The sequence below is a fragment of the Streptomyces sp. NPDC031225 genome, from assembly GCF_055570355.1.
The window spans coordinates 274,615-288,195 of record NZ_JBVIHJ010000005.1; the positions used below are offsets into that span (position 1 = coordinate 274,615).

At 70.1% G+C, this 13,581-nt stretch carries 11 protein-coding genes and 1 tRNA gene; 3 read left to right on the forward strand and 9 right to left on the reverse strand.

The window, feature by feature from the left end; translation table 11 throughout:
* The first annotated feature begins 157 nt into the window (after positions 1-157).
* Positions 158-3,118: a GH59 galactosidase gene (locus ACZ48Z_RS10875; RefSeq protein WP_468735487.1), complete on the forward strand. Its 2,961-nt coding sequence runs from the start codon at positions 158-160 to the stop codon at positions 3,116-3,118.
* A gap of 59 nt (positions 3,119-3,177) precedes the next feature.
* On the opposite strand, the gene ACZ48Z_RS10880 is transcribed toward ACZ48Z_RS10875, so the two are convergent.
* A tRNA-Pro gene (locus tag ACZ48Z_RS10880) sits at positions 3,178-3,251 on the reverse strand.
* Between the two features lie 80 nt (positions 3,252-3,331).
* Positions 3,332-4,759 carry an MFS transporter gene (locus tag ACZ48Z_RS10885; protein ID WP_468735488.1) on the reverse strand — a complete coding sequence of 476 codons (1,428 nt, stop codon included), beginning with the start codon at positions 4,757-4,759 and terminating at the stop codon, positions 3,332-3,334.
* Between the two features lie 176 nt (positions 4,760-4,935).
* Between ACZ48Z_RS10885 and ACZ48Z_RS10890 the strand changes: the two genes are divergently transcribed.
* Positions 4,936-5,514, forward strand: a complete 579-nt coding sequence (locus tag ACZ48Z_RS10890; protein ID WP_468735489.1) for a TetR/AcrR family transcriptional regulator — start codon at positions 4,936-4,938, stop codon at positions 5,512-5,514.
* Between the two features lie 59 nt (positions 5,515-5,573).
* The gene (locus tag ACZ48Z_RS10895) at positions 5,574-6,515 is read left to right on the forward strand and encodes an alpha/beta hydrolase fold domain-containing protein (protein ID WP_468735490.1); all 942 of its coding nucleotides are present in this window, start codon (positions 5,574-5,576) and stop codon (positions 6,513-6,515) included.
* A 279-nt stretch (positions 6,516-6,794) separates the two neighbouring features.
* On the opposite strand, the gene ACZ48Z_RS10900 is transcribed toward ACZ48Z_RS10895, so the two are convergent.
* The 7 genes from ACZ48Z_RS10900 to ACZ48Z_RS10930 form a co-directional block, all read right to left on the reverse strand.
* Positions 6,795-8,102, reverse strand: coding sequence for an MFS transporter (locus ACZ48Z_RS10900; protein WP_468735646.1), 1,308 nt, complete (start codon positions 8,100-8,102; stop codon positions 6,795-6,797).
* Between the two features lie 134 nt (positions 8,103-8,236).
* Complete coding sequence (locus ACZ48Z_RS10905) at positions 8,237-9,187, reverse strand: VOC family protein (protein ID WP_468735491.1); 951 nt, start codon at positions 9,185-9,187, stop codon at positions 8,237-8,239.
* A complete protein-coding gene (locus ACZ48Z_RS10910) occupies positions 9,187-10,278 on the reverse strand; it encodes a 4-oxalomesaconate tautomerase (protein WP_468735492.1) in 1,092 nt (363 codons plus the stop codon). The genes ACZ48Z_RS10905 and ACZ48Z_RS10910 overlap by 1 nt, the downstream gene beginning before the upstream one ends.
* Positions 10,275-10,982, reverse strand: a complete 708-nt coding sequence (locus tag ACZ48Z_RS10915) for a 4-carboxy-4-hydroxy-2-oxoadipate aldolase/oxaloacetate decarboxylase (protein ID WP_468735493.1) — start codon at positions 10,980-10,982, stop codon at positions 10,275-10,277. The genes ACZ48Z_RS10910 and ACZ48Z_RS10915 overlap by 4 nt, the downstream gene beginning before the upstream one ends.
* Positions 10,983-11,049: 67 nt before the next feature.
* Positions 11,050-11,799, reverse strand: coding sequence for a PIG-L deacetylase family protein (locus tag ACZ48Z_RS10920; protein ID WP_468735494.1), 750 nt, complete (start codon positions 11,797-11,799; stop codon positions 11,050-11,052).
* Between the two features lie 48 nt (positions 11,800-11,847).
* Complete coding sequence (locus ACZ48Z_RS10925) at positions 11,848-12,498, reverse strand: GntR family transcriptional regulator (protein ID WP_468735495.1); 651 nt, start codon at positions 12,496-12,498, stop codon at positions 11,848-11,850.
* 443 nt (positions 12,499-12,941) lie between these two features.
* The gene (locus ACZ48Z_RS10930) at positions 12,942-13,466 is read right to left on the reverse strand and encodes a MarR family winged helix-turn-helix transcriptional regulator (RefSeq protein WP_468735496.1); all 525 of its coding nucleotides are present in this window, start codon (positions 13,464-13,466) and stop codon (positions 12,942-12,944) included.
* Positions 13,467-13,581: the final 115 nt, after the last annotated feature.

Here is a 13,581-nt window from a genome sequence, read left to right on the forward strand (position 1 = left end):
GTGTAGGGGGAGTTGCGTTCCGAGTTCGGCAGTGTCCCGTGACGGAGACTTCGCAGTCCACGCGTTTTCCGGCAGATGACGGCCCCCGGGAAGAGTCAATTCTCGAGTGACGCAAGGGGATTGACGCAGAAAGCGCTTGCCACCTACGGTCCCCCGAATGGGTATGCAGCGAAGACTCGGCTGGGCGTCCCTCGCCGCGGCGACCACGATGGCTCTGGCGGCAGGGGTGGTCACGGCACCGGCCGCCCACTCGGCGGACGACCCCGTTCAGGTCGTGGTCGACGGGAACGACGTACGCGCCGACAACGTGAACGGTCTCACCTACAAGGGCCTCGGCCTGCTCAGCTGCAACAGCACGAGCAATCTGCTGATGGACTACAAGGCGGAACACCCGGATCGCTACTGGCAGTTGGTCAGAGTGCTGTTCGGCGGCAGGAACCCGCTCATCAACCACGTCAAGGTGGAGATGGGCTCGGACACGAACACGTCGACCGGTTCCGATCCGGCGACCATGCGCACGGCCGACGAACTCGCCGACGCGTCCCGCTCCCCCGGTTTCCAACTCGCCGCCGACGCCAAGACGGTGAACCCGGACCTCAAGGTGTCGATCCTGCGCTGGGTCATGCCCCAGTGGGTCCAGACCGAGTGGAACAAGGGCACCGGCACCGACGAGATGTACAAGTGGTACAAGGAGACGATCCTCGACGCGTACGAGAAGTACGGGTACATGGTCGACTACGTCAATCCGGACACCAACGAGACCACGAAACCGGACATCTCCTTCGTCAAGTGGTACAAGAACGCGCTGACGAACGACACTGATTTCACCGACCTCCGTTACGGTCTGACGCCCGGTCAGCAGACGACGGCCGCGAAGGCGTACCACGACATCAAGATCGTCGCCTCGGACGAGAACACCACGAAGAACATCGGCCCCGCGATGCTCACGGACACCGAACTCTTCGGCATGGTCGACGCGGTGGGCTACCACTACACCACCGACGACCGGCTCGACGGAGCCCCCGGCAGCTCCACGTACCGCCCCTACACGAAGCTGGCGACCGGTGACAACGCCACCGGCCAGGACAAGGAGGTCTGGTACAGCGAGGGCGTCGGCTCCTTCGGCTGGACGGACTACCGGGTGGCCAACACCGAGGGACCGGGCGGCGCGAGCACCGGGATCGGCGGCGTACAGAGCGCGCTCGACATCGCCAACCGGTCCGTGAAGAGCTACGCGAACTCCAAGCGGACGCACTACATCTTCCAGCCGGCGATCGGGGCCTTCTACGAGGGCGCCCAGTACAGCCACAAGGAGCTGGTCAGCGCCCGCGACCCGTGGTCGGGGAACATCCACTACGACGCCGCGGTGTACGTGATGCAGCACTTCACGCAGTTCGCGAAGACCGGCTGGGAGAACGACACCAACACGGCCGGCATCTGGCGCACCGTGCCGGAGGCCAGTTACAGCGGGGTCAGCGGCACCGAGAACGTCGACGGCTCGAACGGCGCCCCCAGCTACATGACGCTCGCCGACCCGAAGAAGCGGGACTTCTCCACGATCGCCGTCAACGACAGCGACCGGACGAGGAGTTACCGCATCAAGGCGGAGAACATGGACCTGGGCGGCGACCCCACCATGGAGGTCTGGGAGACCCGAGCGGCGGACCCCGGTCAGGCCTACGACGCCAACTTCAAGCACCTCGCGGCCCAGATCGGCCCGGACACCGACGGCTTCTACACCTACACCGTCGCCCCGCGCTCGATCGTCACGTTCACCACGCTCGACCGCAGCCACGACAAGGCGACGCAACAGCGCCTGCCCTCCTCGTCGGCCCGCACGGTGCTCGACACCGACGCGTCCGGCAAGAGGCACGACACCCGTGACAACGTCCTGTACGCCGACGACTTCGGGTACGAGGAGGAGGGCCGGGTCCGGGTCGGCACGGACGACGGCGCCCGCAAGGTGTCCCAGCCGTACCTCAAGTCCCGTGGCAACCAGCCCCGTTACCTGGTCGACCAGACCGGTGCGTGGGAGGTCGGCAAGGACGGGAACGGCGACAACGTGCTGTACCAGTACCTGGACCAGTCCATGAAGGACACCGGCGCCTGGAACCGGAACACCCCCAACACCACGGTCGGCGACTTCCGCTGGGAGAACTACCGGGCCTCCGTCGACGTCTCCTTCCCGGACCCGGCCGGCGGCCTCGCCACCCTGGGCGTACGCCAGCAGAAGGGAATGGCGGCGACCGACGCCGCGTACAGCATCGGGATCGGCCCGTCCGGGACCTGGACCTTCTACGAGTACGGCACCGCGATCCGCACCGGCACCGTCGCCGCGTCCGGCGCCTACCGCCTCGCCGTCGAGGCAAAGGGCGCGAACATCACCGCGTACGTCGACGGACAGCCCGTCGCCGTCTACCAGGACCCGACGCCCGCGACCGAGGGCCGCGTCAAGCTCGGCACGGACTTCCACCGGACCGCGTTCGACGACCTGAAGGTCGAGAAGGTCGCGGGATACACCCCGTACGCCACCGCGCTGACCGACAACATGGACAGCACGGTCTCCTACGACGGCACCTGGAGCCGGAACGCCGCCCTCGGGGACGCGATGAACTGGTACCGCTCGACGTCGACCGCCTCCACGGCGGGCGCGACCGTCACCGTCCCGTTCTCCGGTACGGGCATCGACGTGATCGGAGGCAACGACGGCAGCGCGGTCCTCGACGTCTCCGTGGACGGCAGGCCGGTCGCCCGGGACGCGAGGACCACCGCCACCGACAAGCGCCAGGCCACGTACTCACTGCGCGGCCTGCGCGACGGACGGCACACGGCGACGTTCACCCTCAAGTCCGGGAAGATCGTGCTCGACGGGTTCACCGCGCTGTCCGGCGACGTGGACGGACGGGTCGACACGACCGCGCTCCGGGCCGCACTGAAGGCGATCGGCAGCCCGTCGCAGGACGACTACACGGCCGGCTCATGGGCCCTGTTCGCCACCGCGCGCTCGGCCGCCAGGACTGCCGCGACCGGCCAGAAGGGGCTTGACACCATCGGGGTCGAGCAGATCACCGCCAGGCTCGACCAGGCGTACCGGGGGCTGGTGCGCACGGAGGCCTGAACGACCGAGAGGCTGTTTCGAGTCACCTCGAAACAGCCTCTCACCTGCACGTATGCAAGTCGGGACGACAGGATTTGAACCTGCGACCCCTTGACCCCCAGTCAAGTGCGCTACCAAGCTGCGCCACGTCCCGGTCGCGTTCCCCACGGGTGTTCCGTGTGATCGCGCAGGTAAACCCTACCCCACACGCGCGACCGGACCGACTGGCAGAGGTCAGCCCCCGGTGGTGACGGTCTCGCGGACGTCCGTGGCCCCCGCGACCACCCGGCGCGCGGCCCGCCGTACCGGAACGAGCAGGGCGGCCAGCGCCGCGGCCAGGCACAGCACGGCCAGCAGGGTGAAGCCGTGGGTGTATCCGGACTCGTACGGCAGACCCGAGGGCTGCAGGTGGCCGGTGACCAGGACGCTGGTGACGGCCGCGCCGATGGAGCCGCCGATGGTGCGGATGTTGGCGTTCATTCCGGTCGCTGCGCCGGTCTGGTCGGCCGGGACGCTGCCCACGATCAGGTTGGCCATGGAGGCGAAGGCGAGTCCGATGCCGAGGCCGAACAGGCCCGCGACCACGGCGATCTGCCACCGCTCGTCGTGCCAGAGGGCGAGGAATCCGCAGGCCACCGCGCCCAGCGCGGCACCGGTGGTGAGCAGGGCCTTCGCGCCGACGACCGGCTCCAGCCGGCCGCTGAGCACGCCGGAGAGGAACATCGCCACCAGCATCGGCAGCATGAGCAGCCCGGCGGCGGTGACGCTCGCGCCGAAGCCGTATCCGGCCGACGACGGTGTCTGGACGAAGCCCGGCAGGAAGGACCAGATCGAGTACATTCCGGCGCCGAAGAGCAGCGCCGCGGTGTTGGTGGTCCACACGGCCGGCAGGCGCATCACCCGCAGGTCGATCAGCGGGCTGCGGGAGCGGGCCTCGGAGTACAGCCACAGCGCGAACAGCACGACGGCCGCACCGAACAACCCGATCACCCGGGCCGAACCCCAGCCCCACCGGGCCGCCTGACTGAGTGGCAGCAGCAGCGCGACCAGCCACGCGGACAGCAGGACCGCGCCGAGCCAATTGACGTTCCCCTGCGCCCTGCTGGGCGACTCGGGCACATAGCGTACGGCGATCAGCGTGGCGGCGATCACGATGGCGACCGGGATCCAGAACAGCCAGCGGTAGTCGAGCGCGGTCACGATGGGACCGGCGGCGACCATGCCGACGCCACCGCCGGCGGCGATCACGGCGGACAGGTTGCTGATGGAGCCGCTCACCCGGGACGCGGCGAACTCGTCCCGGATGATGCCGAAGGAGAGCGGGAACAGGGCGCCGCCGACACCCTGGACGACCCGGGCGGCGATCAGGACGCCGATGCTCGGCGCGAGGGCGGCGAGGAGACAGCCGACGGCCACCGTCATGAGGACGGCGACGAGTGTGCGCTTCTTGCCGATCAGGTCGCCGACGCGGCCGAGGATCGGCGTGAAGATCGAGGCGGACAGCAGGTACGCGGTCATCACCCAGGTCACGGTGGACTGCGAGGTGTGCAGGGCGTGCTGGACGGTCGGCAGGGCCGGCGCGATCAGCGACTGCAGCATGGAGAACACGCCGGCACCGGTCGCGAGGACCGCGAAGGTGAGGCGGGTGGACTTGCGGGGCATGAAGAGCCTCTCCGAACGAACGGGGTGCGGCCGGAGCCTCTTGGGAAGCGGTCGCGGAAAGGGCGATGAGATACCTCGACTGCTAAAGTGGAGGTACGCCTCCACTCTAGCGGAGGCACACCTCCGCTTCAACCCGTACCGGAGGTCCACCTCCGTTTCATTACCGGGAGGCAGCCGTGACCGCCCCGTCGTTCCCCGTCAGCGAGATCGTCGCGTCCCGGCGGCCCCACCGGAAGGACGCCGCCCGCAACTACGACGCCCTGCTGGCCGCCGCCCGGGAGGCGTTCGCGGAGCACGGCTCGGAGGCGTCCCTGGAGGACATCGCACGGCGCGCGGGCGTGGGCATCGGCACGCTGTACCGGAACTTCCCCACCCGCCGCCATCTCTTCGAGAGCGTCTACGCGGACGAGGTGAACACCCTGGTGCAGGTGGCCCTGGAGGTCGCCGACCAGGAGCCCTGGCAGGCCCTGACGGCATGGCTCGACCGCTTCGCGGGCTACATGGTGACCAAGCGGGCCGTGCGCGAGGCCCTCAACGACGAGTCGGAGATCTTCGCCGCCTGCCGGGACTCGATGTACGCGGCGGGCGGGCCGCTGTTCGAGCGGGCCCAGGAGGCGGGCGAGGCCCGCAAGGACATGGACTTCGTCGACCTGCTGCGCATGGTCTCGGGCATCACCGCGACAGCCTTCGACGACGACGCCCAGCGCGTCCGGGTCCTGTCCATCGCCCTCGACGGGGTACGCGCGTCCCGCTGAATCCCACCAGGCAGGACCCGCCTGGCTCCTCCTTGCCTGACTCAAGTACGTTCGGCCGCATGTCCTTCCTGGCCAGGCCCGCGGTGGCCTCTCTCGCCGCCAAGACAATGCAGCGCGCCGTCACTCTCGCGAGCCGCCGGGCGCACGGCCCGGGCTCGACGGGCGACCGCCTCGCCCGCTTCCCGGAGTTCCCTCGCGACACCCGGGAGCTGACGGTTCCGACATCGGTGGCCCCGGCCCCCGTGACGGTGTACGCGCCCGCGCCCGCGCCCGCGCCCGGCACCGTGAACCCGCCCGTCCACGTCAACTTCCACGGCGGCGGATACGTCATGTCGATGCCGGAAATCGACGACGGACTGTGCCGCTTCCTGGCCGCCGAGGCGGGCGTCGTGGTCGTCAACGTGAAGTACGTCGTCGCTCCTCAGCACCCCTTCCCCGGGCCGCCCCGGCAGGCCTACGAGGTGGTGCGCTGGGTCGCCGAGCACGGTGGCGAGCAGGGCTGGGACGGTGACCGGCTCACCGTGGGCGGTCAGAGCGCGGGCGGCGGGCTCGCGGCGGCGGCCGCCCGGCAGTCCCTGGAGGAGGGCGGCCCCGCCCTCGCGCTTCAGGTACTGCACTATCCACCGCTCGACCTGGCCACAGGGGCACGGGAGAAGAAGGCGGCCATCACCAAGCCCATGCTGCGGCCCTGGATGGCGGACGTCTTCGACTCGTCGTACGTACCGGACGCCCGGCTGCGCAGTGACCGGCTGGTGTCACCGGCGCATGTCTCGGACACGGCGGACCTCACGGGGATCGCGCCGGCACTGGTGATCACCGCGGCACACGATCTGCTGCGCGCGGAGGGGGCCCGCTATGCGGAGCGGCTCTCCGCGGTGGGGGCGCTGGTGGAGCACTTCGACGTTCCGGACGCCGATCACGGCTACGACGGGGAGGACGACGACAAGGCCCGCGTCTCCTACGCGCTGATCGCCCGTCGGATTCGGGAGAGCACCGGCTGACGGCTCGGGCCGTTTTCCTCGTGAGCGGGTGCGGGCGCTGCGGACGGATCCGGTATGTGGGGGTCCCCCACGCGGCCGGTTCCTCGGCTCGGCGGGGCGGATCTCTCCGGACACGGCAGCTGGCGTGACGCCCGCCTGCCCACCTCAAAGAGCACACCTCGCAGTGCACACCTGACGGCCCTGCCGGTCACCGCGCAGCGCCTCCGGCGTCGCGCCTCGCACCGAACGCCGGCTCCCGCGTCCTCGCGGTGACCGGCGTTCGTCCTCGTCCCCGGCGGGTCAGTGGGCGCCGACCAGGCTCTGCCCGCTCTCGGTCGGCGTCCCCTGCCTGGAGCTGCGCAGGGCGGCGATGCCGATGAACACCATGGACGACAGGCCGGCGACGGCGAAGGCGGTGAAGCCCCGGTCGCCGTTGCCCGAGGCGAGGAGCTGCCCGCCGAGCCACGGGCCGAAGACGGCGCCGAAGCGGCCCATGCCCGAGGTCCAGCCGACGCCGGTGGCGCGGTTGTCCGGGGTGGAGCGGATCGAGACGGTCGCGTAGATCATCGTCTGGGCGCTGTTGAGGAAGACCCCCGTGAGGAAGACGACGATCATGGTCACGGTCTGCGCCATGTGGACGCTGAGCAGGAAGACTCCGACAGCGGTCAGCGCGAACCACAGGGCCGAGATGCGCGGGGCGCCGAACCGGTCGGCGGCCCGGCCCGCGACCAGCATGCCCACGATGCCGCCCAGGTTGAAGACGACCACGAAGGACAGGGCGTCGCCGAGCGCGTAGCCCTCGGTGCGCATCAGGGTGGGCAGCCAGGTGGCGACGCCGTAGACGAGGAGGAGGCCGCCGAAGGAGGCGATCCAGTACAGCAGGGTCTGGACCCACTCGCCTGCGCGGAACAGGTTGAGCAGGGCGTCCCAGCGGTCGGCGGCGGTCTTCTTGTCTGCCGCTGCGGGCAGTTCGACGTCGTAGCGCTCGGCGAGTGTCGCGGCCTCGGCGCCGCGGCCCTTCGCGACCAGGAAACTCAGCGACTCGGGCAGGAACTTGGCGAGCAACGGGGCGAAGATCAGCGGGAGCACGCAGACCCAGAACGCCGCGCGCCAGCCGACCGGGTCGATGAGCCACTTGGCGACATAGGCGGAGAGGATGCCGCCCGCGTGGTGGGCGGTCATCAGCAGGCCGATGACGATGGCGCCGCGGCCGCGCGGGGCGTAGTCGCAGACCATGCTGATCGCGGTGGGCAGCAGGCCGCCGAGGCCGACGCCCGCCAGGGTCCGGCCGAGGCCGAACACCTCGACGCCGCCTGCCAGCGCGCACAGGCCGGAGGCGAGCGAGAAGAGGATCACGCAGCCGACCATCAGCTTCTTGCGGCCGACCCGGTCGGCGATCGTGCCGGCGGTCAGGGCGCCGACCAGCATGCCGAAGGTGGCGTAACTGCCAAGGTCACCGGCGGTGTCGGGGGTGAGGCCGAAGGTCTTCGTCTCCAGCAGGTGCGGCAGCACCGAGCCGTAGACGAACATGTCGAGACCGTCGAACAGCACCGCCAGCCAGCACAGACCGACTACCAGGAGGGCCAGTCTGCTGCTGCGAGCGGACAGCGGGGAGGGGAGGAAGACATCGTTGGTTACCTCTCGTGCTTGGTGCGCCAGACGCTAAGGAACCAACCCCGAGGTGTCAACGCTTTTGTCAACAATCTCATCGACAATCCAGGTATGGCTCGCGAAAGCGCAGCTCAAGCCACCGGTGGCGTCCCGTGCGTGTGGAAGGACGCGATGGTCTGCAGCCCCCAGGCCTGCCCCTTCTTGCGCTCTTGTTCGGTCCAGGTGACGAGCGGCCAGTCGGGCGCGAGGACCAGCCGGGTGAGCGGGTTGCACAACTCGATCCGGTTGCCGCCGGGTTCGTAGACGTAGAGGAAGAACGTCTGCTGGATGGCGTGCTTGTGCGGGCCCGTCTCGATGAACACGCCCGTGTCGATGGCGAGATCGGCCGCCCGCAGGATGTCCTCACGGGTGTCGGTCGCGAAGGCGATGTGGTGCAGCCGGCCCTCGCTGCCGGTCCAGTCCGAGGTGTAGACGACGTCGTAGGACTTGTTCGTGTACGTCAGCCAGCGCGCCGCGATCTTCCCGCTGTCCAGCCGGATCTGCTCGGTGGGCCGGGCGCCGAGGATGTTCTGCTGGAACTCGGCGTTGGCGAGCACGTCGGCGGCGAGGAAGTTGACGTGGTCCAACCGCCGTACGCCGACCCCCCTGTTGGGCTTGGCCTGCGGCTGGTTCTTCAGCGCGGGCCGCAGCGCGTCGGGACAGCGGTAGTACTCGCTCTCCCAGTACAGGGCGTGCTCGTGGCCGTCCGGGTCGCGGGTGACGTAGAGCTTGCCGAGGCCGGGTTCGTCCTCGGCCCAGGTGCCGGTGCCGCCCGCGTCCTCGTTCGCCCTGATACGGCGGTGCAGGGCCTCCTCGCTGGAGGTGCGCAGGGCGAGCCGGCCGAGGCCGGGCTGCTCGCGGGCGGTGAGGACCAGGCTGTGGTGCTCGTAGTCGTCGTAGGTGCGCAGATAGACGGTGTCGCCGTCCTGGCCGTTGACGGTGAGGCCCAGATAGTCGGTGAAGAACGCGACGCTGGCGTCCAGGTCCGGGGTGAAGAGCTGGGTGTGACCGATATGGGCGATGTCGCCGAGCGGCGGAGTCATCAGCGACCTCCTGTGAGGGGGACGACGGCCCTGGGGAAGACGGTGCCGTCGAAGATCTTTCGGGCCGTACGGACCACGGCGGTCCGGCGAGCGCGGGGCAGACCGTCGGAAATGGTCCCGAGGCTGCTTTCGATGTCCAGGAACCCGGTGGGATGTTCGATGCGGATGCGGTCGCTCCCGGGATCGAGCACCGCGAGCCGGGCGCCCACGCCGCCGTCGATCCGAAGGCCCGCGGCAACGCCGGCCGCGCCCAGGACGCCGATGGAGGTGTGGCAGCGCACCGGGATGAAGGTGCGGGTGGTGACCGCACCCCCGTCGCGGGGCGGGGCGAGCAGCGTGAGCTTGGGGACGGTGGCGTCGGACACGTCGCCGAGGCCCATCAGGCGGCCCGCCTCCAGACGGATGGTGCGCAGGCGGTCCGCCAGGGCCACGTCCTCCTCCAGGTCCCGGGGCGGCTCGTAGCCGGTGACCTCGAGCGCGGTGGCCGCCATGAGGACGGTCGGCATGCCGTTGTTCACGCAGGTCACCTCGACGCCGTCGATGACGTCGACGGCGTTTCCGGTGGGCAGCAACTCCCCCGCGCCCGGCGGGAACTCGATGACCACGGGTGCGGCCGTGCCCGGCACGCCCGAGATCCCGGCCTCCCCCGTGTAGTCCACCCGGCCGCCGGGCGTGGGGAAGGTCGCCGTGGCGTGGTCGCCGGAGTTGACCATGCGGATCCGGACGGAGGTCTCCTGCTCCCCCGCCGGGACGAGTCCGCGTTCGACGGCGAACGGACCGACACCGGCGAGGATGTTCCCGCAGTTCTGACGGTCACTCACCTCAGCCCGATCGACCGCGACTTGGAGGAAGAGGTAGTCGACGTCGGCCGCGGGATCGGCGGACGCCGAGATCACGGCGACCTTGCTGGTGAGCGGGTGCGCACCGCCCAGTCCGTCGATCTGCCGCTCGTCCGGGCTGCCCATGATCCGCAGCAACAGGTCGTCGCGCAGGGCGGGTTCGGCGGGCAGGTCGGCGGCGAGGAAGTAGGCACCCTTGGAGGTGCCGCCCCGCATCAGCAGACAGGGCACCTCCTCGGGCAGCGGGGTCACGGCCGCTCTCCCTCGTACTCCTCGTACGTCCGGTACTCCACTTCGAGCCGCTTCAGAGTGTCCCGCAATCCGTAGCGGTCCAGGCCGAGTTGGCCCCCGACGAAGGCGGCGCGGGTGGCGGCCTCCTTGGCTTCTCGGGCCTCGGACCTCTCCACCGCCTCCCGGGCCCTGGCACGCGGGACGACCACGACGCCGTCGTCGTCGGCGAGGATCACGTCACCGGGGTTGATCACCTGGCCGTCGATGGCGATCGGCACGTTGACCGAGCCGCCCGTGGCCTTGACCGTGCCCTGCGCGGAGACCGCGCGGGACCAGGCGGCGAAGCCCATGTCGCGCAGCTCCTGGGTGTCGCGGATACCGGTGCTGGTGACGACACCGCGCACCCCGCGCTGCTTCAGGGCGGTGGCGAACAGCTCGCCGAACAGGCCGTCCGTGCACGGCGAGGTGGTGGTGACGACCAGGATGTCGCCCTCGCCGCACTGCTCGACGGCCGCGTGGATCATGAGGTTGTCGCCGGGCCAGCCGATCACGGTGACGGCGGTCCCGGCGACCCGTACGCCCTGCTGGACGGGGCGGACGTCCGGGCCCAGCAGGCCCGTTCGGCCCATCGCCTCGCTGACGGTGGCCACGCCGTACCGCGCCAGCGCGTCGACGTCCTTCAGCTGCGCCTTCGGCGGGTTGGTGACGATGACGCCGCTCCTCATGCTTCCTCCTTCTGCGGAGCTCCGCTTCGCTCCGCGGACCCCCAGCCTCCGCTGCACCTCAGCTCGCTCACGCCAGCTCCTTCGCGATCTGCGGGTAGGGGCGCATGTACGCCTCGGCCATGGTCTTGTGGGCCAGGCCCAGGTTCGGGCCCGCGTTGCGCTTGAGCTGGACGCCCCGGCGCACGGCGAGGTCGGTGTAGTAGTCCCACAGGTGCTGCTGGGCGCCGAGGCACTCCATGGCCTTGCGCTTGATGTCCCAGACCTCGGTGATGTCGAGGAGGACCTCGGGCTTGAAGCCGCTCATCTCGGGCTGGTGGGGCTCGAAGTAGAAGACCGGCGGGGCGCCGATGATCTCGCCCTCGCCCGGATAACCGATGGCCTGCGCCAGCACACGGGCCTCCAGGGCCATACGGTTGGCGGCCGGGTGGTCACCGTTGTACGGGTCCTCGACCGGGTGGGTGAGCACGACGTCGGGCTGGGTGGCCCGGTAGACCTCGACGAGTCTGTCGGTCAGTTCGGCGGTCGCGACCAGCGGGTAGTCGCCGGCGTCGAAGAAGCGGACCTCGGCGCCCAGGGTGGCGGCGGCATGCTCGGCCTCGTCCCGGCGCATCGCCTTGATCTCGTCGAGTGTCCTGCCCTCGCGCCAGGCCTTGGCGGACTCCCCGCGCTCGCCGAAGGTCAGACAGGCGATGGTGACCTTCTCACCGCGGGCGGCGGACAGGGCGATGGCACCGCCGGCACGCCACACGAAGTCCCCGGCGTGCGCGGTGATGACAAGGGTCGAACGTGGGTCGGCGGGCGCGCCTGACTGCGTCATCACTCGGATCTCCTTGGCGTCGACAGATGTGCGCCCGCCTCGCGCGGCTCAGTCGCGCAGCGCCTCGATCACGCTGGCGAGGTGGGCGCGGACGGCCTTCTCGGCCGCCTGCGGGTCCCTGGACCTGATCGTCTCGATCATCGCCAGATGCTCGTTCAGGGAGTGCTGCGGGCGTCCCGGCCGCAGCGCCAACTGGAATCGGTGCCGCACCAGTTGGGCGTTCAGCCGCTCCAGCAGATCCACTGCGGTCTGCTGACCGGAGAACTCCCGCACCGTGGCGTGCAGCTCCTGGTTGAGCTCGGAGTAGGTCACCGGCTCGCCGTCTGCCACGGCCTTGGTCATCGCCGTGCCCAGCTCGGTCAGCTCGGCGAGCTGCTCGTCGCTGGCCAGGGTCGCCGCCTTGGCCGCGCACAGTCCTTCGAGGACCATGCGGCACTCGGTGATGGCGACCGCCTCCTCGACGGTCACCACCCGCACCCGGGAACCCCGGTTGCGGATCCGCTCGACGAGGCCCTGGGCCTCCAGATCGATGAGCGCGGCCCGGATGCTGGCCCGTGTCACCCCGAACTGCTCGGCGAGCTCGTTCTCCACCAGCCGCTGCGCCGGTGCCATCTCGCCGTGCAGGATCGCCTGCCGCAGCTGCGCGAACGCATGCTGCTTGGCCTGCTCTCCGGTGCTCGGACGGGCTTCTTTCGGCATCGTTGCCCTCCCTGAGTGAGTGCCTGTCGAACCTAAATCTAGCCAAACAAGATTGTCAACAATTTTGTCTGCCGTATCGCCCACACGGCTCGCCTCCACAGGCGGAACGGGCGGGACGACGGCGACCGCGCCGACCACGGCGGCACACGGGTCAGCGTCCTCACCGCGAGGCCGCGGGACGCGAGCAGCGAGCCGCGGGACCTGTGACGCATAGGGCGGGCGTACGACCCGGGCGCCCCGTGGCCGACCCGGCAGCCGGAGCCGCCGCGGGCGTGGATCAGCGCCGGATCTTCTCGGTCGGCCCGGGTGGAACCGGTGTCACGCCAGGCAGGCCACGCCCTCGAGACCGGTGTCCGTCGCGCCGGCGACCAAGACGAACTGTCCGCTGCCGCGGAGCGGCGACCGGGGCGCACCCGCGTCGTTCACGTGCATGGCGGGACCGGTCAGGCGGGGCTCGTGGTGGGCGTCCGGGCCGGGAGGTCGAGCGGGGTCTCGGTGTGGGCGAGGAAGTCGTGGACCATCCGGCGGAAGAGCACGGCGAGGTGCTCCAGCTCCTCGGGCGCCCAGTCCGCGAGGGCCAGTTCCACTCCCTGACGGCTCACCTCCCGTATGCGCTCCACCGCGGCCAGGCCCGCGTCCGTGAGCTGCACGCGCTGGGCCCGGCGGTCGTCCGGGTCCGCGATCCGCACGACGTACCCGCTCCGCTCCAACTGCCCGAGTTGGCGGGTGACGTGGGAGGCCTCCACGGAGAGCCGGACCGCCAGCACCCCGGGCCGTACCGGATCGCTCGCGGCGATGTTGCGCAGGATGGCCACCGCGGCCCGGTCCAGGTCCAGGCCGGCCGCCGCCATCAGCCGCTCGTGCTGCCGGGCCCTCCCGGCCAGATAGGTCATCCGGCTGAGGACGTGCTCGATCTCGACCACGTTCGCCGACACGGCTACTGCCGACGCGGGATCCTGTGCGGGCATGGCGCCCCCTCGGCGTAGTTGCCTAACTTAAGCAATATCCAGATGATTGCTTGACTTAAGTAACTCGCACGTGCTTGCCTAAGTCAAGCAAGGCGACACGGACGGGGCCCGCGTT